Source organism: Tepidanaerobacter sp. GT38, from assembly GCF_021991635.1.
In the GTDB taxonomy this organism is placed as follows: Bacteria; Bacillota; Thermosediminibacteria; order Thermosediminibacterales; family Tepidanaerobacteraceae; genus DTU063.
Genome location: NZ_JAFFJA010000036.1, coordinates 1 through 24,667, shown reverse-complemented (window position 1 = coordinate 24,667; position 24,667 = coordinate 1). Strand labels below are relative to the sequence as shown.

Below are 24,667 nucleotides of genomic sequence, written 5' to 3'. Positions count from 1 at the left end.
GGAATTGGATATATATTTTTAAATCTCTGAAAATATGAGTTAGTAAAGGGGATAAAAAATAATATTTTATCCCTTTCACACTTTTACTTATTTTGGAATCCTTTAATTTTTTTTAATTTGCTTTGAAAATTACAGTATTAATAGTGAATCCTTACAGTTGCAGGCATCTTGAGACAGCATTTCACCGGTTAGGACCGAAATAAAGGTTTTGGTAACAAGTGCCTTATTCTCCTCCATGATGCCTTTTATATCATGCTCCATGACCTGCCCTTTGATGCCCGTACACCAATTGGTGATTATCCCTACCGCCTGATAACACATGCCAAGTTCCTTTGCAAGCACCACTTCAGGTACATTTGTCATGCCAACCACATCGCCACCCAGGGTTTTATACATCTTGATTTCGCTGGCAGTTTCAAACCTGGGGCCTTCGGTGCACACATATACAGCATCACCTTTAATTCCAAGGCCTGTTTTTTTTGCATGATAGATAAATTTATCGCGCAGGTTTCGACAGTATGGAGCATCCATAGCCACATGTGCCACGCCTTTATTTTCGCCTTCATAAAAGGTTAGGGGGCGACTTTTTGTAAAATCCATAAAATCCTTTAGCACTACCACATCCCCAGGAGCATAGTTTTCATTTAAGGAGCCTACCGCACAAGTAGCATATATGTATTTTACACCTAGCTGCTCTAATGCCTTCATATTTGCTCGGTAATTTATCTTGTGTGGAGGCACTGAGTGGCCTTTGCCGTGCCTTGCCATAAAAGCAATTTCACAACCGTTTATGTTTAACACATCCACAACTGCTATTCCGTACTCGGTCTCAATTTCACGTGTAGTAGAATCACCGATATCATACACACCTGTCCCGCCTATGATGGCCCTTTTCATTATTTCCCTCCTGACTTCTTTTACGCTCTAATTAGCTTTCGGGCGGCGTCTTCTGCATCATGCATAGCTTTCTCTATATCGATGGTCTTTAGCTCATAGTTTTCCATCAAGATCTTACCATCCACAATAACCGTGTGGACATCTGAACTTTGAGCAGAATAACAGATAGCAGAAAGTGGATTGTTAAGTGGCACTAAATGGGGTTTTCTCAAATCTATCAGTATTATATCTGCCTTTTTGCCCACTTCTAAACTGCCTAACTCGTCTTCAATCCCAAGGGCTTTTGCGCCGTTTATTGTCGCCATTTTTATGACAGTCTCTGCCGGGACCGATACCGCATCATAGTTTAAGGCTTTGTGCATAATAGATGCCAAATGCATTTCTTCAAACATGTTCAGATTGTTGTTTGAAGATGCGCCATCGGTACCCAATGTTACATTTACACCTGCTTTTAGCATTTTTTCTACAGGAGCAAAACCACTGGCAAGTTTTAAATTGCTGGTAGGATTGTGGGCTACGCTTACATTTGATTTTGCAAGGATTTCAATGTCCTCATCGTTAAGATGTACGCAATGAGCCGCAATAGTTGGTCTTTCAAAAAGTCCTAAATCAAAAACATGTTTAATCGGGGTCTTACCCCATTTTTCAATGCACTCATCTACTTCTTTTTTGGTTTCAGCGAGATGTATGTGAATTCCTATATCAAGTTCCTTGGCAAGCTCTATTACCTTTTTAAGATATCTTGGGCTGCAAGTATAGGGTGCATGAGGGCCTGCATAGATTTTAACCCTACCCTCTTGATTGTGATACTCATTAAAAAGTCGTCTTGTTTCATTAAGCTGTACTTCCTTGCCTTCTTCTTCATCGGTTAAGCCTCTGGCAATATAAACTCTGACACCTGTTTCCAAAGCGGCTTTTATGGTTTCATCGGCAAAAAAGTACATATCTAAAAATCCGGTTACGCCGCTTTTTATAAGTTCAGCAATACCCAGTATTGAGCCTTTGTAGATAGCTTCATTTGTGAGCTTAGCTTCCAAAGGCCATATCTTTTTGGTAAGCCAGTCAAATAAGGGCATATCATCAGCATAGTTTCTAAAAAGGACCATAGACAAATGAGTATGGGTATTGATAAGTCCCGGCATGGCAAGCATATTACTTGCATCAATGATTTTTTGAAACCCAGAATCGGCTTTGATTTTTTCGATTTGAGAAATTTTATTGCCTTTAATTGCAATGTCTGCATCTTTCGTAAGCAACTTGCCATTTTCATATACCAATACCTTGGCATTCTTAATCAATATATTCACTTTATATCCCCCTTTCACTTTACGGATTTTATGGCCTCATCTATGGCAAGTGTTTCTTGATAGCCTGTTTTCATGTTTTTAAGAGATACCATTTGTCTTTGAATCTCATCTTCTCCTATCAAGACCACATAAGGGATATCTAGTTTGTTTGCATAATTGAGCTTTTTGCCTACTTTGACCTCTTCAAAATACACTTCCGAAATAATGCCACTTTCCCTGAGAGTATTTGCCACCTTTATAGAATATTCATTACAGGTTGCATCCATGGGCACAACCAGTACTTTTGTCAAAGTGGACGGGGTATCGCTTTCAAGTAAACCTGCTTCTTTCAGCTGATAAAACAGACGGGTCAAACCAATGGAAACGCCTACACCCGGCAGTTTCTGCGTAGTATAATATTCTGCTAGATTTTCATACCTTCCACCGGAACATACGCTGCCTATTTCGGGGTAATTGTCCAGAAATGTCTCATATACTGTCCCCGTATAATAATCCAGGCCCCTAGCAATAGTCAAATCTATCATATAGTTCTTCTCAGGCACGCCAAAGCTGTTAATATATTCAATTACAGTTGTCAGTTCATCGATGCCATTTTGGAAAACTTCTGTGTGCATATCAAGAGACTTTAACGCTTGAAGTTTTTCCTGATTTGTCCCTTGAATTTTGATAAAGTTTAAGATTTTACCAATAGTATCCTCCGAAAACCCAAGGCCCTTTAATTCACTAATGGCACTTTTCTCGCCTATCTTTTCCAGCTTGTCAATTGTTCTTAAAACATCTACAGTATTTTCTATGTTCAGGGAAGCGAAAAAGCCGTTTAAAACCTTTCTGTTATTTATCTTAATCGTAAAATCCTTAAATCCCAGGTTGTTAAAAGTAGCATATATTATACTCACGATTTCCGCATCATATACTACACTGAGCTTGCCATTTCCAATAATATCCACATCGCACTGATAAAATTCCCGAAACCTTCCTCGCTGACTTTTTTCACCTCTATAAACCTTGCCAATATGATACCGGCGAAATGGAAAAGTAAGATCAGAGAAGTGCTGGGCCACATACCTTGCCAATGGCACCGTAAGGTCAAACCTTAGGGCCATATCCGTATCACCTTTAGTGAAACGGTAAATCTGCTTTTCCGTTTCTCCTCCTCCTTTTGCAAGTAATACTTCCGACTTTTCAATGAGCGGAGTGTCAAGGGGAATAAAGCCAAATTCTTCATAAGTTTTGCGGATTGTATCTAGGATTTTATTAAAAAGAATCTGATCTTTAGGCAGTAATTCCATAAAGCCTGGCAGTGTTGATGGTTTTACAATATCCTTACTCATTTTTACCTCCAATGCTTATCTACTTTTTATAATTAGAATTTTCCTTAGCGTATGAATTTGTTTTTAAGTCCTCATCAATGCACATCAATATCAAAGAGATTGTAATTGGCACCATAAACATGGCAGCTGCAACCACACCAGAATCATTAAAAATAAAAGCCGCTATTGTCCCTATTATACCGGAAATAAATCCGAAATAAAGATGATTGTGCTTACGGAAAATCTCCTTTAATATTCCCACTGGCCAGCGGAAAAGTATACCCAGTGTTACTATCGTAGCAATAAGAACTAATGTCCATTTGGACTGCCCTATAAGTCGATAATTAGTTGCAAGTTTCCTGCCAAATATTTGAAATAGGGCAAACACGCTGTTTTGTTTGATAAGGGAACTGGTTTGTCCTATATGAGATTGAGTTTCGGATGGCTGTATACTGTCATATACAAAAAGGGCCAACAAAAAGATCAATAGAAGGCACACCAAGAGGACAAAGTCTTTTTTGGTTAATTTCCTTTTCCAGTGCAGCAGTGTAGCTGTACCCAGACCTATGAAAGCTGCCATGGTCCCCCCTACATTGGTGCCAAGAGTTGGCAGCATCAAAGTTATGAGGACAACCCCATATATGACTAAACTGATAGCTTTCAAAAACATTGCCTTATCTCTATATGCATCTATCAAAGAAGCTGTCCCGACAAGGGTTGTACCGAGTAAAAAACCCATGTATTCGTTGCCGATGCCATAAAACCTAGCTCCTATGATAGGGTCATAACCTAGAATTGAGACCCTCATTAACGGATTGTCTAAATATGTATCCACTAGTATAATTCCTGTAGATAGTAAACAGGTTGATGCAAATATCTTTAAATTGTCTTTAAATGAGTAATAAATGCCTAAGCTTAATATCACTACAGTCGAAATTAAGCTGATTGTAAACCTGACAGTATCCCACGGATTAAATAAAGGCAGAATCAGTAAAGCGGTTGGCACCAGGAGCACAGCAATCAGCAAAGGTTTTATCCATGCAACATAAGCCTTGAAATATATCATAAATACAAAAGCCAGCAACAAAACCACAATGATAAAACCAATATAAGTCTTAACAACAACTGCCCTAGATTGGTAATTAAAAGCGGAAACTTCACTTAGGTTCTTTAGATATTCCAGTGGCTCATCAGCACTCTTTGAAACAATCTTATGGCCTGTTGCTATGGACGGTTTAGCGATATCAAAATAAGCAAGGATATGGGCTGCTAGGTCAGTATTAGTAATAATCCCATCTCTCTTGGTAGTGGCGGAGGTCAATACCCCTTTGGAAAATAAATTGTCAAAGACTATTACAGGGGTTAGTCTTTTGCCATTTGCAATATCCGCGCTGGAAGGAAACGGAACTACCAACATAATCAGCATATCTTTATGGCCATTTTCGATGATTTTTCCTACAAGTGTATCAATTTCTTTAAAAATATCCGCTTTAACTTGTCCAAGCCTCTCATCTGAAATGCTCATATACCTGTTTAATCTGTATGTGTCTCCGGTCTGAATAACGATGAAATCTGCCTTGTCCTTTACTTCTTCAAAGGCTTTAAACAACTCATCGTAATTTGTTTTCAAACCGAAAGGGCTCATGAAATCCCTAGTTAAAAGGCTGCTATCAACTTTTCCATAGTTGGTTATACCTTCACTGTTCATTGAAATTAATGAAGCACTTACACTAATGTCGTCTAAGCTAGTGGCTTCATTTCCAAGTATTGCAGTCTTATACCCATTTTCATTAAGAAGTGAACCTAAAAGGCCAACTTTAACAGGACGATTTAAGCGCTGATTTTGAAGTTTCAGACCTAATATGTCTATATTGGCTATATTTTCCTCTGCCATCTCTCTACCGGTATTTCTTTTGTAAACCTCATGTATTTTTTCATGATAATATAAATCGTCATATCCTCCAGCATAAGTTCCAACTATTGAACTTATGGCATAGGTTCCTGCACCAATGGTTGCATAAGCATTAGCGCTTGAAAAAGCACCACCAGAATTTGTGTTCATAAGGCCAAGGGAGCCATTTTCCAATAGGTACTTTATGTTTTTTTGACCATAGTTTATTAAGTCATCATAATTCACATTATCTACAATTATCATTATCGCTTTTTTTTGTGAAAACTGGGCAGAATATCCGTAACTGGGTATAATGAAGATAGTTATTGCAATTATTGTAAATAAAGCAATGGTTTTTTTCATATGTATCACACCATTTGAATTAAATTTGAGCATTTTAGATTAATTTACGTACTATTAATTATATACGCTATTATATCAATCTAAATCAGCAGTTGCAATAAAATTGCAGAATGGGCGTAAGTTGAGATTGTTAAGCAGTTGTGTTAAATTATATTCAAAGCAAAAGAGTCTCATATTTTGAGGTGTAACAAATGACTATAACAGGCACTGCAAAAATAGATAAAAAAACTAAAAACCTTATTAAGCGGCTTGAACCCGGTGACATTGCAATAATAAACCACGAAGATATTGATGAAGTTGGAGCATTAGGCTTAACTAGCAGTAAAGTCAAAGCTGTAATAAATGCTGCAAAATCCATAACTGGCCGCTACCCAAATCCGGGGCCCAGTATTATTTTGGATGCAAATATTCCCATAATTGACAATGTGGGAGAACAAATCATGTCATGCAATGAAGGCTCAAAAGTTACAATTGCAGACAATGGAGAAATCTATATTGATGACAGGTTAATGGCAAAAGGTGAATTCCTTACGTCTGACAAGGTAAAGGTTCTAATGCAAGATGCTAAAAAAAATATTGAGAAATCCCTAGACAAGTTTATAGATAACACACTGGAATATGCCAAAAAAGAGAAATATTTAATAATGGGCGGAGTAGAAATACCAAAAACTGATACAGTTATCAAAGGAAGGCATGTTCTAATTGTAGTACGTGGCAACAATTATAAAGAGGACTTGGCTGCAATAAAAACATATATAGATGAAGTAAAACCGGTACTTATAGGTGTAGATGGCGGTGCTGATGCTTTACTGGAGTATGGATATAAACCTGATATTGTTATCGGGGATATGGATAGTGTAAGCGATGAGGCCTTGCGAATATGCAGGGATATTATTGTGCACGCTTACCCTAACGGCAAGGCCCCAGGTCTTCTAAGAATAAAACAGCTAGGTCTTGATGCCAAAACTTTCGTCGCTCCAGGCACCAGTGAGGACATTGCTATGCTACTTGCATATGAAAAGGAAGCTGATTTGATCGTGGCAGTAGGAACCCACTCTAGCATGATTGATTTCTTTGAAAAAGGCCGCAAAGGCATGGGCAGCACCTTTTTAGTCAGACTTAAAATTGGATCTAGTTTAGTAGATGCTAAAGGGGTAAGTAAGCTATACAATCAAAAATTAAAACCTTCCTATATGTTTGGCATCTTTGCCGCAGCTTTGGTGCCCATCATAGTAATTTCCACCATTTCCCCTCCCATTAAACATGCCATAAAACTGCTGGAACTTCGACTGAAACTGCTTTTACCTTAAAGGAGCTGAAATAATGCTGATAAATATAAAGTACTTGGTAATAACTGTAATTTCTATTTTTTTGGCCCTCGGCATAGGAATACTGATAGGGATACAAATAGATTCCCAGGATATTATTTTGGAACAGCAGGAAATTACAGTCCAAAGAATGGAAAACAAGTTTGATGAACTGAATCGCATAAATTTAGACCTGCAAAATGAGGTTAAACAACTATCAGCCGCTAATGATATAAATGAAAATTACATAAAAAACATATTTCCCGATTATATAAAAAACAAACTATCTGGTGTGCATATAATAATATTAGAAACAGCAGATGAATATACATATACCAGTATGAGACAAGCTTTAAAGACAGCCGGTGCACAAGTCACTTCAGTAACTATCATCAGCGACAAGTTGCTTTATATGAACGATGAGGAAATAAGCAATATTATGGAATATTTCGGTATTGATGAAAAGGACAATCTAATTCCAGTTATTCTCAAAAGAATAGCAGTTACCATTGCCGGCAACTACAACCCCGATGATATTGCCTTCTTAATAGAAAAGGGTATCATATATGTCAATGGCGATTTGCAACAGCCTGCTGACTACGTGGTTTTGGCAGGTGGCAGCAGTGAAAAAAACAACAAACCTGAAATCATAGATATACCACTGATAAAAGAACTAAAGAAATTATCTCTACCTTTGGTAGGGGTGGAAACCACCACTGTAGAAACTTCTTACATAGAAATTTATAAAAAACAAAAACTGTCAACGGTGGACAATGTAGATACTATCATAGGTCAAACTTCATTGATTCTAGTAATAAACGGAAAAGAAGGTAATTACGGTGTTAAGAAAAGTGCCCAGGCATTAATGCCTTATTTAAATGAGGAGGAAAACAACAGGTGAAAGTAACCGTACTGATACCGGCATTTAATGAAGAAAATAACATAACATACACCATAAAAGGCCTTGAGAAATTAAATGATACTTTTTCGCGAAAAAATAATCTAAATTTGGATATCGTAGTAATCGACGACGGTTCCCAAGACCAAACAGCTAAAAAAGCCATCGAAGCTGGAGTAAAAGTAATTCAATTAAAAAGGAACCAAGGAAAAGGCAACGCTCTTCGTGAAGGCCTAAAAGAAGCCCATAGCGATATCATTGTATTTTTAGATGCTGACCTTCGGGAAAGCTCCAGCGAAGCATATAAATTGATCGCTCCAATTTTAAGCGGCGAAGCTGATGTTGTAATTGGCAGATTTAAATCCATTGCCAAAAAGAAAGGCTTCGGTTTCGTTAAAGCCCTTGCCCATTACGGCATAAAATTTTTCACAGGGCAAAGTGTAACAAGTGCTCTCTCTGGCCAAAGAGCATTTAAAAGGGAAGTTCTTGAGGCTATTGGCACAATTCCTGAAGGCTTTGGAATAGAAGTCGGAATGCTGATTGACATACTAAATAAGGGTTTTGTGGTCAAAGAAGTGGATGTAGACATGCATCACGATGTTACCAGCAGAGATTTGAAGGGATTTTTACACAGAGGAAAGCAGTTCTGGCACATATTAAAGGTGCTTGTTTCAAAAGCTTTTGCTTCCAGTAATGTCTAAATAGAAGAACTTTAAGTAAAGGGTATTACTTGACGTGCAAAACAAAATTGCTTGGTAAAATATTATCAATTGTTATATGAAATAAATTAACTTACTTTAATATTATATAAATAACATTTATAAGCATATACTGTGTTCATCAGGCAATACCGCTCGCTCAGGTTTATTTTTTTGATGGTATTACCTACGAACTTCTTGGCAGTTTTGCTAGTTATTTTCTGTAACCTTGCAGAGAGCTTTTATTGACTTTAGCGAAAATCCCTTGCAGCCTTTACAAAAAATTAACTTTTTCTTGTTAGTATTACCTGAAAAAATAACGTAAGCACATGAAAAACTATTGTGAATTCATACCTAAAATCAATTTAAATTAGTGGAGGAAAAACCATTGTTAACGATTTATGTTTTGCTAATCTTAGTTGCTGCTACATTTTTTAGCTTTGCTCTTACGCCTTTTTTTATAGAAATGTTTGAGCGAAGCGGCAGGCTTGTAAAAAATTATAGAGGCGAGATGATACCTCAAGGAATCGGCATAGTGTTTCCGCTATATTCGCTATTATGGTATGTATTGCTTACTTTGATAGCAAAACGCTCTTTGCTCAATGCCCTTTCGATTCAATTTGCAATTACGACAATCTGCTTTATAGGTTTTATTGATGATATGCTGGGAACTCGAGATGTTCTGGGGCTTAAAGGTCATTTTAAAAGCTTGCTCAAAGGCCGGCTCACAACAGGAGCCTTAAAGGCTGTCGTAGGATTATTAGTGGCATTTGTCATCAGTATATCTTTTACATCAGGCTTTTTCGAAGTTATCGTAAATACGTTAATTATAGCCCTTTTTACTAACTTTTTTAATCTGCTTGATTTAAGACCTGGTCGAGCTATCAAGGTTTATATAATTGCATTTCTTGGGATTATAGTTGGTTTAAATCTAACAGATAAATTCGCTGCTGCAGTCCCTTTTATACCTCTTGCCGGCTCTATAATCGGTTATATGCCTTATGATTTAAAAGCACATTCCATGATGGGCGATGCAGGCTCTAATGTGCTCGGTGCTTCCGTTGGTTTTTTAGCTGCATCAGCCTTTAGCTTGTATACTAAAATTGCAATTTTGGCATGCCTAATAGGTGTACATATCTTTACGGAAAAATACTCACTTACAGAACTAATTGAGAAAAACTCCTTCTTAAAATATCTGGATAATCTGGGCAGGTCATAGATATACAGAACTGGATTTGCAAATTAGATGTTTTATTGAACTTTTAGAATTTCTTTTAATCTGTTAACAACTATTTTTTCTTGTCCCGGAAGAAGCGGCCGTAAATCGATGGATATCATACCCAAATTTGCATAATAATTCCTGGTAAAAATAGCAGGTTCCCCTTCTTCTAACTGTTTTATGATTTCATAGGTTGAAATTTTTAGCTTTTGTTCATCAAATTTTAATTGTGCGCGAAAAATTTTTCTCCCCGCCTCATCTGGTACAACTGAAGCACTTACTCCAGGAATATTTTTAAACTGCTCAACTATCCATTGTGCTTTTTGTAGTTGCTCCTGCACATTTTTTGCTTCATCTTTTTTAGTTTCCAATGCTGTGATTAGACCCATAATTTGCTCTTTCCCAACTTTCATTGCCCTTCCGATTCCCTTATATTGCATGCGGCAAGCTTCAATTAATTCTTTTTGGCCGCATATAAAGCCCGAAGTTGGTCCGTTTAAAGCTTTACTTCCACTAAATATTACAAGATTGGCTCCCTGCTGAATATACGGTTTTACATCTTCTTCTGCCGCAGCATCAATAACAACCGGAATATTTTTTTCTCTTCCTATTTCAATAACTTCTGCTGTTGACAACATTCCTTTTTGAACGGTGTGATGGGATTTAACATAAAAAATGGCAGCAGTCTTTTCAGAGATTGCATCTAAAATATGATCTTTTGCCACATGGTTTACTTGCCCTACCTCAACTATTTTGCCGCCACCTAATCTAATCATCTGAGCTATTGGGGCACCAAAATTTACCAAATGCCCCTTTTGAATAATTATTTCATTTTTCAATCCATCACTGTGTGGCAGTTGTTCAATTAAGGACAAATTTGTCCCCACTATTAAAGCAGCTGTAGAAATTGCTATACCAGCTGCAGCTCCAACTGTTGGACAGCCATCTTCAGCTGTAGTTACTTTAGCAATTATCTCACCTGCTTTAACCATCAACTCTTGAATATCAACATAATCTTGCGCAGCTTCGAACATAGCGCGTGCTACTGATTCGTCTACAGCACTCCCTCCTAGAACCGTCATTTTTCCGCTTGCATTAATAATTTGTTTTAAATCATATTTTTGATATATACTCATTTTCCATTTCTACCTTTCTAGGCTTAAATTAACTTTATTCCATTTGTTATTTTAATATAAGGAGAGTTTCATTGATTAAATCAAGAGAAGCAATGGAACTAAATAACTACACGAAAAAAATGAGGAATATTTATAGGATTTTAACAAGATTAAACTGCATTTTTAATCCTTTCTAAAGCGGCCTCTAAAATTTTTCTTGGACAAGCTATATTTACTCGTGCAAACCCATGGCCGCCTTCCCCATACATTGCACCATTATTCAAAGCGAGTCTAGCTTTTTTAACTAAAAAGTCATCTAATTGAGCAGGATCAGTCGCAATATTCCTCAAATCTAGCCACACTAAATATGCAAATTCTGGTTCTATAACTCTTATAGTTGGAATATGTGCTTCGATAAAACTTTTCATGTACTGTAAATTTGCGTAAATATAGTTTATTACATCATTTAGCCACCCTTCTCCCTCTTCATATGCAGCTTCTGTGGCGACTAAGCTGAATAAGCTGCTTCGCTTCAAATGCAGTGATTCAATGAAATTATCGTAAGCCTTGCGTATATCATTATTTGGAATAATTGCATACGCTGTATGAATCCCTGCTAAATTAAAGGGCTTGCTGAGGGAACTGAATGTTATGCAGTTTTGTGCAAAATCCTCACAAATCGAAGCGAATGGAATATATTTGACACATGGATATGTGAGATCTGCATAAGCCTGGTCGCAAATTACTATAATATTATGTTTTATGCATATTCTTCCTAACTCGGTAAGTTCATCCATTGACCACACCCGGCCAACCGGATTATGCGGATTTGAAATGATCATCATTTTCACTTTCGGATCTTGCGCTTTCTTTTCTAAATCAATAAAGTCCATATAATATTTATTATCTTTAAAAATCAACGGGTTAGTCACAACTTCCCTGCCGCACTTATTAATTATATTGGCAAAATTATCATATACTGGCGGCTGTATTATAACCTTATCTCCCGGTTGAGTAAGTGCACGCATAGCAAACCCTATTGATGGAATAATTCGTGTGCCAGCACCTATCCATTCCTTTCTTATATTCCAACTGTATCTTTTTCTCATCCAGTTAATTATCGCAGCATAATAATTATCTGTTCTTTTGACATTGCCATAAACTCCAAATTGAGAGACTTTTGTTAGTCGCTCTATAACAGGTTGTGGAGCTTTAAAATCCATATCGGCAACCCAAAGAGGTATTAGGTCTTCTGTCCCAAATTTTTCCTTAAGTCCATACCATTTTTCGGAACCATACTGTTTTATTTCATCTATATCATCAAATCCGGTTGTCATCGTCAAAACCTCTACTTTCATTATTAAGTGTAAAGCCACAGCTAAATGTCAATGTATTTTGATTCCTTTTAATCTAAAGTTTTCAATGCATCGGCCAAACTCACCTTTTTAGTATCAGGCAACATCTGAAACGTTACTTCTACACCATATTTTTCATTTAATTCCTCTAAAATTTCAGCATCTGATTTTGTCAGTGCGACACTAGGGATTACAAATTTGGAGTTTTCTTTCTTCGATATGCCACCTATATTTAATTTTTGAATATTTAATCCCTCGCTTACTACCCGCTTTACAGTCTCAATATTTTTGAATAATAAAATTACCTTGTATTTCCCGAATTTTGTTTCTTTCCAGTTTTGCATTACTTCATCTACACTCAGTACTTTAATCGTCAAACCGGAAGTCAGCGCTGACATGGAATAAACATTTTTCATTAGCGGGTCCTTAGAGATTACATCATCTATTACAAAAATCGCATTACAACCTAATCCTCTTGACCATTTTGTCATAACTTGACCATGAATTAATCTGTCATCTACTCGAGCTAAAACAATTTCTCCCATTTAAAAACCTCCCAATTTAAAATAAATGATCATTCATTGACTCTTAAATTTTATTGATTCCTCCAATTCCCGATTTAAAAGCTTTATCAATTAGTTCTTCCACTGTATCAGTATTTCTGGAAGCAAACAATTCAAGCAACATTGGTAAATTAACCCCTGTAATAACTTTTGTACCATATTTATTAGACATATATAATGCAACATTTGACGGGCTGCCACCCAATACATCAACAAAAATTATAGTTTCTTTATTTAAACTCTTATTTTTAATTATAATATCTTCGACTTCATTTCTTAAAGCTTCAACTTCGTCGCCTAAATTGAGACAAATGGCTTTGGCATCTTGTTGTTCACCCATAATCAACTCAGCACTTCTCAATAATTCTTTGCCAAAACACCCGTGAGTAATAATTAGTACATAAACCATTTTAATATTTTGCTCTCCCTTCTTCGTGAGTAACTGCTGTTTTGATTGCTCGCATTTACCTTCGGAATTAATAAGAATGTAAAAGGTGTTAGTACTGGTGGAGCATTATTTTCCAGTACTAACACAATTTTAGCATATTTCGATTAAACTAAATAATATTCAGCACCCCTAATAGGGCAAAAATTACTACCAGCCACAAAAGTGCTTTCAGCACATTTAGACCTTTTTTCTCAAAATAGAAGTATACACCCATTACTACAGCTATTGGCAATAAACCCGGGAATACACTATCAAGTATAGCTTGAAGTTCAAATACCTTGCCCGAAATTTCCCAGGTCAACGGTGAACTTACACTTACATAAGAAGCGGTTAAAACACCCATCATGAAAAGCCCAAGTATCGATAGACCTGTAAGGGTATATTTCATAATATTACCGCTGAGAATTTTGGTTGCTGCATTAAGCCCTAATTTGTATCCAACCTTAAGGAAATAAAAGCCGTAGATGTAATTTCCTATAATCCATATTAACCATGGAAGTATTCCACCTAAAAAGTTTCCTGAATTAGCTAAAGGAAGGAATAGGGCAATTAAAATGTATTGAATCGTTCCCTCTTCTATTGAATCACCTAATGCAGCAAAGGGTCCCATGAGGCTCACCTTTGTACCGTTTATTACTTCTGTGCTGACAGCCTCTTCTTCTCTCCCCTCTGCTAGCGCTTTGGCTCTCTGTTCTTCTAAGGAAAGTGCAATTCCTACAATAGGAGCCCCTCCGATACACTCAGTGTTAAAGAATTGTGCATGCCTCTCGTAGGCATCCCTTAAATCTTCCTTATTTTTATATAATTTCTTTAAACCTGGTATTAATGACCAAAGAAGTGAAAATGCAATCATTCTATCAAAGGTATGAGGAATTTCATTGATATAACGCCATCTGCGCCAGATTTGATGAAGCTCTCTGTCTGTAAATTGACCTACTTCACTATGCTCATTCACATAATTTTCAAATTCGGCACCTGTCTCTTCTTCTCTTTCCATAGTAACCATTACATATAAATAAGAAATTATTGCTCCTAAAATTGCGAAAGTCAGAGTATTTATTTCTAACGGCTGTAAGATAATAACTAGGAAGTATGCTAGCAGAAAGAAAGGCATTAAGTTTTTCTTGCCTATTACTTTAAGTGTGGCAGCAATTCCAACCGCTGGCAATGCTCCGCCAATGGCACGAAGCACGTGGATACTGCGTCCTGATAAAAGTTTTACCACTTCAGCTATTAGAGGTACACCTTTATACAATGTTATAAATGTTGCTGGGAAAAACAGAGCAGTTCCCAGAATGATTGGTACAACAATAGCGGCAAAAGTTATTCCCCTATCATTGGTTTCTTTTACATATTTATCAACCAATGGAGTTACAACAACCGTGTTTAGAAAGAATCTAAATTGATAAAGATATGAACCTAACAGTCCAACAGGTATTGCAACTGTAACTGCCTCTGTTGGTTCCATACCTGATAATAGTGCTACAGGGACAGCTATTGCGGTTGCCACAGCTGGTTCACTTGGCGTAGAACCGCCCGGCGATATTACCCCTAAATAAATCAATTGAATTGCTGCTGTAACCATCATTGCTTCTGGCACATTTCCCATAACGACGCCAACAACCAAACCCGTCATTAGAGGACTATACCTAAAGGCAGTCGAAGAAAAACCCGTACTACGAGTCATAACAATAGAAATCCATAAAGCAATTATAGCCGCTTGACCAGCAGTTAAAGTCAATGCTTGAGTTTGCATTTTATACCCTCCATATGAAATATTTAATTGTCTTCTTGTTAAAACATTATTAAGTTTACAAGTGACCTAGGGAATCCAAGGAGAGTAATTGTAAATTGAATATGTTGAAGATTAAATATTAAAATTGCATAGACATAAGCTACATTACACTTCAAACTTTCTTCGTAGTTCTAAAAATTTCTTTGTCCCTCTGCCAAGCTCTATTTCGTTATAACCGAGATCTTTAAGTACACATTCAAGTGCAGAAATTGTGACTAACAAATCATTGGAGGTAATATAGCCCATGTGACTAATTCTAAAAACCTTTCCTTTAAGATTCCCTTGAGCTGAGGCAATTTCAACTCTATAACGCTGGCGCATTGCATTTATTATGTCGTCAGCATTTATCCCTTCCGGTGCATATATTCCAGTAAGGCTAGGCGAAGCATCTTGGTCATTCGCGAGAAGTTTCAAGTTAAGCTCCTTTAAAGAATTTCTAACCAAACTGCGATATGCTATATGCCTCTCATAAACGTTCTTATATCCCTCCTCCCTTATCATTTTTAATGCTTCACTCAGTCCTAAGAAAATAGACACCGGAAAAGTTGTAAGCGTTTGGTCTAGATCAACATTTTTTTTCCAGCCTTTTACATCAAAATAGTACGTTTCACTCTTTTTTTGTAAAGCATATTCCATCGCCCTTTGGCTTGCGGCTACAATTCCAATTCCAGGCGGGCTCATTAAACCTTTTTGCGAAGCAGCAACTACAACATCAATGCCCCAATTGTCCATATCTATTTCTGTAACACCAATTGAACTAACAGCATCAACAATTATCAAGCAATTAGATACTTCCTTGATTTTTGATGACAATTCTTTAATATTGTTTATAGTGGTAGCAGAAGTTTCATTATGTATGATAAAAATAGCTTTAGCATCAGGATTGGCCAATAACACCTTCTCTATTTCTTCTGCCTTTGCTGCTCTCCCCCATGGGACGTTTAAGCTCAGGGAATTCCTGCCTCTAGCCATATTCATTTGGTGAAAGCGCTCTCCGAAAATACCGTTAGCTACTACAATTACTTTGTCACCCTTACTTGTAAAATTATCTACAGCCAGTTCCATGGCTCCAGTCCCTGAAGAGGGAATAAGAAAAACATCTCCGCTACAATTAAGTAATTCTTTTAGATCTTCAATAGCTTTTTTAAATATTTCCTTAAATCGAGGACCTCTGTGGTTAATTATTGGTCTAGTCATGACTTCAACCACACGCGGTGGAAGTGGTGTGGGCCCCGGAATCATTAATAGCTCTTTTTCTATCATTAAATATTCCTCCTACCTTGATAACAATGGTTTTAAAATAATGACTGAATGAATTGTTTAAAAGCTTAAAGCAATTGCCGGATCACTTGGCAATACCTGTAAGTATACATACACACCCTCTCTCACTAGATTCTTTAATACTTCTCTTTCTTCCGCAGAGACAAAAATATTTTTACTCAATAACCTTCTTCCCGGGCCTGCACTTATGCCACCTATATTAACTTCTTTTAATTTAACTCCATTAATTATCAGCGATTGCAACGTTCTCAAATTTTTTAGCAATAAAATTGTTTTGTCACAATCAGTTTCATTCTCGGTAAAGTTATCTTTCAAAACCTTGATTGCATCTTCAGTGCTGTAGATCAGCGTTTCTATATCTGATGGAGCTGCCTTTTTTATTACTTTAGAAAGAAATGGATCCCTCGAAACCTCATCATCAACTATAATAATTTTTTGTGCCTGAGTATGTTTAACCCAGCAGGCAGTGATTTGGCCATGTATTAATCTGTCATCTATTCTTGTTAAAACAATTTTTATCATAGTACCAAACATCCCTTTGCAATATCACTTCTAAAAAAACCACTTCCGCAAATCCTTTATTCCGGATATTCCCTTCTCTAAACATAAGTTTTTTAAGCTACTTAAATCACAACTTTCTCGTACCATCAATGCTTCTAACAACATAGGCATATTAATTCCAGCTATATATTCTATTTTTGTTTCGCCTTTTAAATCTCTGCTGCTAATAATAGCTGTACTTGCAGCACTTCCGTTAAAAATATCCACAAATACGAGGATTCCATCACCTTCGTCAAGCTGCTCAACTGCTTTAACAATATCGCATTTTAATTTATCAACACTATCTCCCGGAAACAGCCCAAAAGCCATAATACCCTTTTGCTTTCCAATAATGAGTTCTGTACTTTTTAAAAGCTCACTGCCAAAATTTCCATGGGTAACTATGATTATTCCGATCATGAGACTGCCCCTTTGTATAAAAGATTTGGTGTAAATATTACATTGCAATATTCATGCCATTTTTAGTGCTAATATTGTAAGCAGCAAAATACTCTTTAAAAGCAAAAAAAAAGCAAGGTCATTGCTTTTTTAAAATTGTTTAATATGAGTGTGCTTAAAAGTTTCCTAGTGTGTTAAAAAGAGATAATAAATATTTATGTGTGCCAGTATTAAGCTATATATGTGCCGACTAAACCATAATATGTGCCAATCATTTCTACAACATAAGCAAGCTCTGTATCAGGAATTGATATCCCAAAGAATTCCTCAGTAGATTCAAAATGCTTTTTTACAGCTTCAAACAAGACTGGCTGCTGCTTTCTGACAAAATCTAAATTATTATGATGCAAACTATCACCTCTAATTACTCTTTCGATCATGCATGAACAGTGGAATAAAAATTTTATCAGTATTTCTTCATCTATTTCACAGCATATATCTGACAGTATCTTTTTTAATGTATCTTCTAAGATGTCATATGCTTTATTCGGATTTAAAAAGATTAGTGTTTTATCTAGTATTTCAATCAGATTCTTCTTAAAGAAAGGCAAATTATCACCAAAATCTATCTGTACATGCTCAGCTGTTATACTATCATTATTGTCATATATAGTGAAATATGAACTTTTTAGTTCCATCACTAATTCATCAAGCGTTATTCCCGGCATCAGAGCTTTTCTCGTAGCCTCAATAACAATAGGTGTGCTAACCATTCCTATTGTTCTCGTTAAAATTTGTGTTCTCTGCGATATTATATTGGAAAAGGCCGTAAGTGAACCCATATCAACTAATAAAAGAACCCCTTTTCCTTTATCTATCTGAGTAACAATATCACATGCCTTATCGAGCACAACTTCCACCTTCTCATCAAGAGGCATATCTAATGCCCTTGCATGGTTTACTCCAAGAAGAGTATTTGCTACATTAGCCATAGCACTCGCTGTACAATCTCCATGCATTATAACTAAAATGCCTATGCTTTCATCTTTTTTGCCTATTCTTAATGCGTGCAAAAACATAGTCAGAAAAGCAATCTCACTTTCCGGTATTTGCACAGACAATTTTTCATCTAGTTTTGCTTTTATTTTCTGTGCAATTGTATACTCATGAGGATAGTCCTTTCCAATGTTTGCCTTATCCCCATGAGATATTACGATACCCTTCTTTAACCTTTCTAACAGTGTTGATATATGTAATGCAATGGTATAGAGAACGCGCCGTTCAATAAGTCCTTCAAGTTCATCTTTAACACTGTAAAATGCATACTCTACTGCTTCTAAAACTTTTGGACTTACAAATTTTAGTACAACTTCTCTATTCAAGAGTGAATCAGGCTGTCTTGAAAATACATTTTCCTCATAATATTCTTTAATGTGGCCTTCAATTATTGCCCTTATTTCTTCTGGAGGCAAACCAGCTTTATTATATTCAATCCAATCGTTTATTATCATCTCATAAAAGTCTTCTTCAGTTTCGCAGTGACTAATAAAAAATTTTTTATTAATTTCACTCACAGCTCCCGTATTACGCCCATCAATTACAAAATCTTTACGTCTATCAATTTCTGCAAAAATTCCTTCATCTTGCTTGCTCTGCCTTATCTTAAGCAGCCCTTCTTGAATATGTAAAGCAAGCTTTGAAAATTCTATTTCAACTGTTTCACTCGGGGCCATCATATGCTCGAGAAAAGCTTTTGCACATATGAGACGAATATCATTTTTTAATTGCCCAATATTTCCGGGACAATCATACAATAGCAGGGCCTTCAATACTTCCTTAGATATCTTTATCGGCAACTCAATACGGCGGGATTCTTCCCAAAAAAATTGATGTATAAACATAAATCTTTCTTTTAATGTTCTCTTTTCTAAACTTGGTAGCTGGATTACTACAGGAATCCTCCTCAGAAAGGTGCGAAGCAGGACCGATTCCGGATCTTCCGTCGTAGCTGCTATGACTCTTACTTTTGCTTTCCTAGTATTATCTGATTCTCCCAATCTTCTGTATATTCCCTTATCTATCAATGTAAAAAGCATTTCCTGCCCTTCCGGCGGTAAGCGATGCACCTCATCTAAAAACAGAATTCCCCCATCAGCTTCATCAATAAGACCTCTTTTTTCTTTATCCGCACCAGTAAAGGCTCCCTTTACATAGCCAAAAAGTTGAGACATCAATAATTGAACATTTTCAGCGTAATCTGCACAATTAAAAGGAATAAAAGAGGATTTTTTTGGCAGCACTCCCAACTGTATGGCATACTCATACATCGCCTCAGCAAAAGTAGTTTTACCAACACCAGTTGGACCAACAATTAATGTATGCAGCCCATCAACAGGATACAATATAGCGGCTTTAGCTTTTGTTATCTGTTCTTTTAAGCTATGTTGAGCTCCTATTAGGCTATCAAGACTATTGTCCAAAAGTTTTAGATTTAAATCTGTTTTGTCATTAGCAATATTTTTTTGTTCTCCCAATATACCTTTTTCTTTTAGCATAGAAAGAAATTCTGCATAGTCTTCCAGAACTGGATTTAGATAAATATTCCACTTTTCTCGAAAATATGTCCTGTCCAAATATAAAACTGGTTTGCCCTTAATTTTTGTAACCTTCCCCATCCTAACTAAAGTGTTGAGCTCTCTGCTCACATTAGCACGATCAATGCCGGTTAGGCCTGATATATAACCTGCCTCAAATCCATATTTAACATTATTGTTACTAAAAGATAAGGAAGAAGTAAGCTCTCTTAATTTTGCGTAAACTTTCTCAACTCGCGTTGGAGCTGTCATGTCCCTTATGTTTCCTCCTATATTATTATTTTTTTAACACTTCACCTAGTCCGAAAAGTACAATTAATATACCATTATTATATCATGATTATATCATGAACGAAAAAATAAGAGCATAGGGTTTCGCTATTATAAAGTCATTCATAATAATAGGAACATATATCCATAAATTGCTACTTATAAATACTTTCCTTTACTTGAAAAGATTTCGGCATAATAATGGTAATAAGGTTTTAAACTGGTATATAATAATATTAAAGTTCTACCAATATGCGTTAAAAAGATAGGAAGGTATCATTTTATGATTAACTACGCAAAAGGTAAGGTAAAAGACATAATACGCAAAAGACAAAATTGTACCGAGATCACAGTTGTAATAGGTAATGAAGAATATAAAGCTGTAAATTATGATAGCTTAACAGGAGCGGTTAAACCTGGTGACCGAGTGCTTTTAAATACAACTGCTCAAGATTTGAAACTGGGCAGCGGTGGGTATCACTTCGTAGTATCAGTCAATGATGGGGACATCTCTTTTCCTTCCACTGAAAAAGGCGGGCACATAATGAAACTTCGGTATACTCCTTTACAATTTGCCGTATTAAGTGCCGAAGAGCAAAAAAGCCCTTATCATCAAGTATTTAATAATTTCGAAAGCCTGAAACACAGGCCAGTGATAATCGGCGAACTTCACAGCATGCTGCCGCCAGTTGTTTTCAATATAAAGCAAAATCGGCCAAAGCTTTGTGTATCATACATAATGACCGATGGCGGAGCATTGCCATTAAGTTTTAGCCGCAGTGTGGCTTACCTAAAGGAAAAAGGATTAATCCAAGGTACCGTAACTTTTGGACAGGCCTTTGGTGGCGATTTTGAGGCTGTCAATATTTATACGGCGCTAATTACAGCTTTCGATATATTAAAATCAGACATAGCTGTTGTGACAATGGGACCCGGTATTACAGGGACAGGTACCAAATACGGATTTTCAGGTATTGAACAGGGACCTATTATAGATGCAGTAAATACCTTAGGCGGCAGGCCAATTTTTATCCCCAGAATTAGCTTTGCCGACAGCAGAAAAAGACACTGTGGCATAAGTCACCACAGTGTTACGGTGCTTAAAGAAATTGCCAAAACCCAAGTGGAAATTGTCATTCCCGTCATGGAACAAAAGAAGATGGAATTTATAAAAAATCAAATAATACAATATGAGCTTGATAAAAAACACAAGATTGTCTATGTTGGTGAAAGCCATAAAATCATGGAAAACTTATCCCACTTTGACTTTAAATTATCTACCATGGGCAGAGGCATTGAACAAGAACGGGAATTTTTCATGACTGCAGGTGCAGCAGGATTTTATGCATCCAATCTTTTAGATTAAAAGACGATTTTAACTAATTGTTTATAAATGGCTCTTGAGCTATTTATATATTTCCGTTCCTTCAGTCTTAATCAGCTCTTTGAAAGCATCTATGATTTTCTTTGTGATAGGTCCTGGTTTACCATCGCCAATTGGGCGCCCATCAACTTTTACCACGGGAATTGCCTCCGCAGCTGTGCCAGATAAGAAGCATTCGTCTGCTGTGAAAACCTCATATCTCGTAAAGACTTTTTCCTCCACTTTAATTCCAAGTTTTTCTGCTAATTCCATGACGGTATTTCTGGTTATTCCTATTAAAATTCCTACATAAGGTGGAGGGGTAATCAAAACGCCGTCTCTCACTATAAAGATATTATCGCCAGTGCATTCTGCTACATAGTCTTCGGTATTGAGCAGCATGGCTTCAGGAACTCCTGCCAAATTTGCTTCTATTTTGGCCAAAATATTGTTGAGATAATTTAGGGATTTCATTTGGGGGTTTACACCCTCCGGCCGATTTCTTCGAGTGGCTGCCGTTATGATTTCCATTCCTTCTGTGTATAGTTTTTCAGGATAGAGCACTATTTTATCTGCAATGCATATAATAGTTGGCTTTTGACACTTTCTCGGGTCAAGGCCCAAGTCACCTGTGCCGCGGGATACAACCAATCGTATATAAGCATCTTTGAGCTGATTTCTTCTAATGGTTTCAAGTACCACCTCTGTCATTTCTTCTTTTGTAAGCGGGATGTCAAGCATTATGCCTCTTGCTCCGTTATATAGCCTGTCAATGTGTTCTTTTAGCTTAAAAACTCTCCCATTGTAGGCTCTGATTCCCTCAAAGACACCATCGCCATACAAAAAACCATGGTCAAAAACTGAAATTTTAGCTTCTTCCTTTGGGAAAAACTCACCATTAACATATACTTGGATACTCACTTTATACTCCTCCTTCAAATTTATATTGTAAAATAGATACATTAATCTCAAATTCCAAGCATTTCATTTAAGGCTTTGCCTGCAGGAACCATAGGCATGACATTTTCATTTGGATCAATTAATACGTCTATAACTGCCGGTGCTTGAAGGTTTATAGCCTGCTCAATTGCTTTGGCTAAATCTCCCTTCTCAGTAACTCTATACCCTTTCACTCCACATGCTTCTGCTAATTTCACATAATCTGTTTCCACTTGATCCAAATGCACATGGGAATACCTTTCGTTAAAGAAAAGTTCCTGCCACTGTCTAACCATTCCCAGGCTTCTGTTGTTAAATATTACGGTGATAACAGGGATATTGTATCTTGCAGCGGTCAGCAGTTCATGGCAATTCATCTCAAAGCTGCCATCCCCTGCAATGTTAAACACCAGTTTCTCCGGCCTGCCCAGTTTTGCTCCCAGAGCTGCGGGCAAGCCAAAGCCCATCGTGCCAAGACCTCCTGAAGAAATAAAGGTTCTCCTTTCTTTAAATTTATAGTACTGGGCGGCCCACATTTGATGCTGGCCAACTTCAGTGGCAATTATGGCTTCGCCTTTTGTCTGCCTGCAAATTTCTTCAATTACATATTGGGGTTTTAACCCCTTATCGCAATATTTTAAGGGATAAGAAGTTTTCCAATTCATCACCGCGCTTACCCACTCTGTGTGCTGCTTTTGAGGGAGTACTTTAAGCAATTCCTTTAAGAATTGCTTAACATCTCCTTTGATTCCTAAAGTTATATTTACATTTTTGCCCAATTCGGCCGGATCTATATCAACGTGGATTATTTTCGCCTCTGGTGCAAATTTAGCTACATTTCCTGTAACCCTGTCGTCAAACCTAGCCCCTAATGCCAGCAATAAATCGCACTTAGTCACGGCCATGTTTGCATAAGCAGTCCCGTGCATCCCCAACATGCCTAAACTTAAGGGATTATCTACAGGAAATCCTGTAATTCCCATTAAGGTTGTCGTTACAGGAACATTTATTTTCTCTGCAAGTTGTAATAATTCACTACTTGCATCAGAACTAATAATTCCGCCACCGGCGTATATTACCGGCCTTTTTGCATTCAAAATCAGTTGGGCTGCTTTTTCAACTAATTTTCCAAAGTCTTCAGTTAAACGCTGCTTTGAAGAAAATGTATCAATAAATCCGTTGATATCTTTTCTTATCTCATCTTCGCTTATTTGCTGCATCATAACATCCTTGGGCAAATCCACCAGTACAGGTCCCGGTCTGCCGTTTGTAGCAATGTGAAATGCCTCTTTAACCTTTTTTACAATGTCTCTTTTATCTCGAATCAGAAAGTTGTGTTTTGTTATCGGCAGGGTAACTCCTGTTATGTCTACTTCTTGAAAAGAATCCTTGCCCAATAAATCCAGGGACACTTGGCCGGTAAAAGCCACCATCGGTATTGAATCCATATATGCATTGGCTATTCCCGTGACCAGGTTTGTAGCCCCAGGCCCAGAGGTACTGAGCACCACCCCAACTTTTCCTGTGGCTCTTGCATAACCATCTGCAGCATGGGCTGCCCCCTGTTCGTGGACCGTTCTGATATGCCTGATTTTTTTATAGCTGTATAAGGCATCATATATAGGTAAGGCTGAACCACCGGGAAATCCAAAAATAGTGTCAACGCCCAATTCTGTTAATGTTTTTAGTAAGAGTTCTGCTCCAGTCATTTTCTCACCTCTTTTTGTAATGTATTGCTGATAGTATAAAAAAAGATTCTTCACCAACCTTTATAAAAAGGGGCGAAGAACCTCGCGTTACCACCCTAATTCATTTATACCTCACGGTATAAACCTCAGTAGGTACAGGGCATATACCCGATACCCGGCCTTCTTAACGGGGGCCATTTCCCCATTGGGGTCCCGGCCAGGATTACTCAAATTTCACCCTGGCAGCTCCGAGACGATCTTCGTTAGTATTTTCAAACATCGGCTTTCACCCAACCCGACTCTCTGTAGTTTGAAAATACCACTACTCTTCTCTTCACAGCTTTTTTGATATATTAGTTTAGATTATACCATCAAATTTTCAAACATACAACTCTTAAATTGATTTCAATGTTGTTATTCTGTGATA

20 protein-coding genes and 1 other annotated feature are annotated in these 24,667 nt (G+C 37.0%); of the genes, 5 read left to right on the top strand and 15 right to left on the bottom strand.

The window, feature by feature from the left end; genetic code table 11:
* Positions 1-129 precede the first annotated feature (129 nt).
* Genes JT739_RS06270 through JT739_RS06255 form a run of 4 tightly spaced genes read right to left on the bottom strand, consistent with a single transcriptional unit; the run spans position 130 to position 5,768 of the window.
* The gene (locus JT739_RS06270; protein WP_237660256.1) at positions 130-897 is read right to left on the bottom strand and encodes an MTAP family purine nucleoside phosphorylase; all 768 of its coding nucleotides are present in this window, start codon (positions 895-897) and stop codon (positions 130-132) included.
* Positions 898-917: 20 nt separating this feature from the next.
* Positions 918-2,204: an amidohydrolase gene (locus tag JT739_RS06265; RefSeq protein ID WP_237660255.1), complete on the bottom strand. Its 1,287-nt coding sequence runs from the start codon at positions 2,202-2,204 to the stop codon at positions 918-920.
* A 14-nt stretch (positions 2,205-2,218) separates the two neighbouring features.
* Positions 2,219-3,535 carry a histidine--tRNA ligase gene (gene hisS, locus JT739_RS06260; protein ID WP_237660254.1) on the bottom strand — a complete coding sequence of 439 codons (1,317 nt, stop codon included), beginning with the start codon at positions 3,533-3,535 and terminating at the stop codon, positions 2,219-2,221.
* A 19-nt stretch (positions 3,536-3,554) separates the two neighbouring features.
* A complete protein-coding gene (locus tag JT739_RS06255; protein WP_237660253.1) occupies positions 3,555-5,768 on the bottom strand; it encodes a phosphoglyceromutase in 2,214 nt (737 codons plus the stop codon).
* 191 nt (positions 5,769-5,959) lie between these two features.
* Between JT739_RS06255 and steA the strand changes: the two genes are divergently transcribed.
* The 4 genes from steA to JT739_RS06235 all read left to right on the top strand — a co-directional run bounded on the left by steA (position 5,960) and on the right by JT739_RS06235 (position 9,890).
* Positions 5,960-7,078, top strand: coding sequence for a putative cytokinetic ring protein SteA (steA, locus tag JT739_RS06250; protein ID WP_237660252.1), 1,119 nt, complete (start codon positions 5,960-5,962; stop codon positions 7,076-7,078).
* Between the two features lie 13 nt (positions 7,079-7,091).
* Complete coding sequence (locus JT739_RS06245) at positions 7,092-7,976, top strand: copper transporter (RefSeq protein ID WP_237660251.1); 885 nt, start codon at positions 7,092-7,094, stop codon at positions 7,974-7,976.
* A complete protein-coding gene (locus tag JT739_RS06240; RefSeq protein WP_237660250.1) occupies positions 7,973-8,674 on the top strand; it encodes a glycosyltransferase family 2 protein in 702 nt (233 codons plus the stop codon). Before JT739_RS06245 ends, JT739_RS06240 begins: the two co-directional genes overlap by 4 nt.
* 385 nt (positions 8,675-9,059) lie before the next feature.
* The gene (locus JT739_RS06235; RefSeq protein WP_237660249.1) at positions 9,060-9,890 is read left to right on the top strand and encodes a glycosyltransferase; all 831 of its coding nucleotides are present in this window, start codon (positions 9,060-9,062) and stop codon (positions 9,888-9,890) included.
* Between the two features lie 32 nt (positions 9,891-9,922).
* Here the strand turns inward: JT739_RS06235 and JT739_RS06230 are convergent, their stop codons facing one another.
* The 9 genes from JT739_RS06230 to JT739_RS06190 form a co-directional block, all read right to left on the bottom strand.
* Positions 9,923-11,026 carry a DgaE family pyridoxal phosphate-dependent ammonia lyase gene (locus tag JT739_RS06230; protein ID WP_237660248.1) on the bottom strand — a complete coding sequence of 368 codons (1,104 nt, stop codon included), beginning with the start codon at positions 11,024-11,026 and terminating at the stop codon, positions 9,923-9,925.
* A gap of 149 nt (positions 11,027-11,175) precedes the next feature.
* Entirely contained in the window at positions 11,176-12,342 is a 1,167-nt protein-coding gene (locus JT739_RS06225; RefSeq protein WP_237660247.1) for a MalY/PatB family protein, read from the bottom strand.
* 68 nt (positions 12,343-12,410) lie between these two features.
* On the bottom strand, positions 12,411-12,905 hold the full coding sequence (locus JT739_RS06220) for a PTS sugar transporter subunit IIB (RefSeq protein WP_237660246.1): 495 nt from the start codon (positions 12,903-12,905) through the stop codon (positions 12,411-12,413).
* Positions 12,906-12,948: 43 nt separating this feature from the next.
* Positions 12,949-13,332: a PTS sugar transporter subunit IIA gene (locus JT739_RS06215; RefSeq protein WP_237660245.1), complete on the bottom strand. Its 384-nt coding sequence runs from the start codon at positions 13,330-13,332 to the stop codon at positions 12,949-12,951.
* A 148-nt stretch (positions 13,333-13,480) separates the two neighbouring features.
* Positions 13,481-15,127 (bottom strand): PTS system mannose/fructose/sorbose family transporter subunit IID, encoded by a 1,647-nt coding sequence (locus JT739_RS06210; protein WP_237660244.1) that lies wholly within the window; start codon positions 15,125-15,127, stop codon positions 13,481-13,483.
* A 144-nt stretch (positions 15,128-15,271) separates the two neighbouring features.
* Complete coding sequence (locus JT739_RS06205; protein WP_237660243.1) at positions 15,272-16,429, bottom strand: alanine--glyoxylate aminotransferase family protein; 1,158 nt, start codon at positions 16,427-16,429, stop codon at positions 15,272-15,274.
* Between the two features lie 57 nt (positions 16,430-16,486).
* Positions 16,487-16,969, bottom strand: a complete 483-nt coding sequence (locus tag JT739_RS06200; RefSeq protein ID WP_237660242.1) for a PTS sugar transporter subunit IIB — start codon at positions 16,967-16,969, stop codon at positions 16,487-16,489.
* A 30-nt stretch (positions 16,970-16,999) separates the two neighbouring features.
* A complete protein-coding gene (locus JT739_RS06195; protein WP_237660241.1) occupies positions 17,000-17,407 on the bottom strand; it encodes a PTS sugar transporter subunit IIA in 408 nt (135 codons plus the stop codon).
* Positions 17,408-17,616: 209 nt separating this feature from the next.
* Positions 17,617-20,232, bottom strand: coding sequence for a sigma 54-interacting transcriptional regulator (locus tag JT739_RS06190; RefSeq protein ID WP_237660240.1), 2,616 nt, complete (start codon positions 20,230-20,232; stop codon positions 17,617-17,619).
* A 301-nt stretch (positions 20,233-20,533) separates the two neighbouring features.
* Here JT739_RS06190 and JT739_RS06185 point away from each other — a divergent pair, with 301 nt between their 5' ends.
* Positions 20,534-21,616 (top strand): DUF3866 family protein, encoded by a 1,083-nt coding sequence (locus JT739_RS06185; protein ID WP_237660239.1) that lies wholly within the window; start codon positions 20,534-20,536, stop codon positions 21,614-21,616.
* Positions 21,617-21,655: 39 nt separating this feature from the next.
* Here the strand turns inward: JT739_RS06185 and ilvE are convergent, their stop codons facing one another.
* On the bottom strand, positions 21,656-22,534 hold the full coding sequence (gene ilvE / locus JT739_RS06180) for a branched-chain-amino-acid transaminase (protein WP_237660238.1): 879 nt from the start codon (positions 22,532-22,534) through the stop codon (positions 21,656-21,658).
* A 47-nt stretch (positions 22,535-22,581) separates the two neighbouring features.
* A complete protein-coding gene (gene ilvB, locus JT739_RS06175; protein WP_237660237.1) occupies positions 22,582-24,261 on the bottom strand; it encodes a biosynthetic-type acetolactate synthase large subunit in 1,680 nt (559 codons plus the stop codon).
* A 65-nt stretch (positions 24,262-24,326) separates the two neighbouring features.
* Positions 24,327-24,587, bottom strand: a binding site (T-box leader).
* Positions 24,588-24,667: the final 80 nt, after the last annotated feature.

Coding starts and splice junctions, on each gene's coding strand:
- ilvB (WP_237660237.1), bottom strand. CDS start 24,261: ATGACTGGAGCAGAACTCTTACTAAAAACATTAACAGAATTGGGCGTT.
- JT739_RS06255 (WP_237660253.1), bottom strand. CDS start 5,768: ATGAAAAAAACCATTGCTTTATTTACAATAATTGCAATAACTATCTTC.
- JT739_RS06200 (WP_237660242.1), bottom strand. CDS start 16,969: ATGATAAAAATTGTTTTAACAAGAATAGATGACAGATTAATACATGGC.
- JT739_RS06230 (WP_237660248.1), bottom strand. CDS start 11,026: ATGAGTATATATCAAAAATATGATTTAAAACAAATTATTAATGCAAGC.
- JT739_RS06215 (WP_237660245.1), bottom strand. CDS start 13,332: ATGGTTTATGTACTAATTATTACTCACGGGTGTTTTGGCAAAGAATTA.
- JT739_RS06210 (WP_237660244.1), bottom strand. CDS start 15,127: ATGCAAACTCAAGCATTGACTTTAACTGCTGGTCAAGCGGCTATAATT.
- JT739_RS06270 (WP_237660256.1), bottom strand. CDS start 897: ATGAAAAGGGCCATCATAGGCGGGACAGGTGTGTATGATATCGGTGAT.
- JT739_RS06195 (WP_237660241.1), bottom strand. CDS start 17,407: ATGATCGGAATAATCATAGTTACCCATGGAAATTTTGGCAGTGAGCTT.
- JT739_RS06205 (WP_237660243.1), bottom strand. CDS start 16,429: ATGATAGAAAAAGAGCTATTAATGATTCCGGGGCCCACACCACTTCCA.
- JT739_RS06190 (WP_237660240.1), bottom strand. CDS start 20,232: ATGACAGCTCCAACGCGAGTTGAGAAAGTTTACGCAAAATTAAGAGAG.
- hisS (WP_237660254.1), bottom strand. CDS start 3,535: ATGAGTAAGGATATTGTAAAACCATCAACACTGCCAGGCTTTATGGAA.
- JT739_RS06220 (WP_237660246.1), bottom strand. CDS start 12,905: ATGGGAGAAATTGTTTTAGCTCGAGTAGATGACAGATTAATTCATGGT.
- steA (WP_237660252.1), top strand. CDS start 5,960: ATGACTATAACAGGCACTGCAAAAATAGATAAAAAAACTAAAAACCTT.
- JT739_RS06225 (WP_237660247.1), bottom strand. CDS start 12,342: ATGACAACCGGATTTGATGATATAGATGAAATAAAACAGTATGGTTCC.
- JT739_RS06185 (WP_237660239.1), top strand. CDS start 20,534: ATGATTAACTACGCAAAAGGTAAGGTAAAAGACATAATACGCAAAAGA.
- JT739_RS06245 (WP_237660251.1), top strand. CDS start 7,092: ATGCTGATAAATATAAAGTACTTGGTAATAACTGTAATTTCTATTTTT.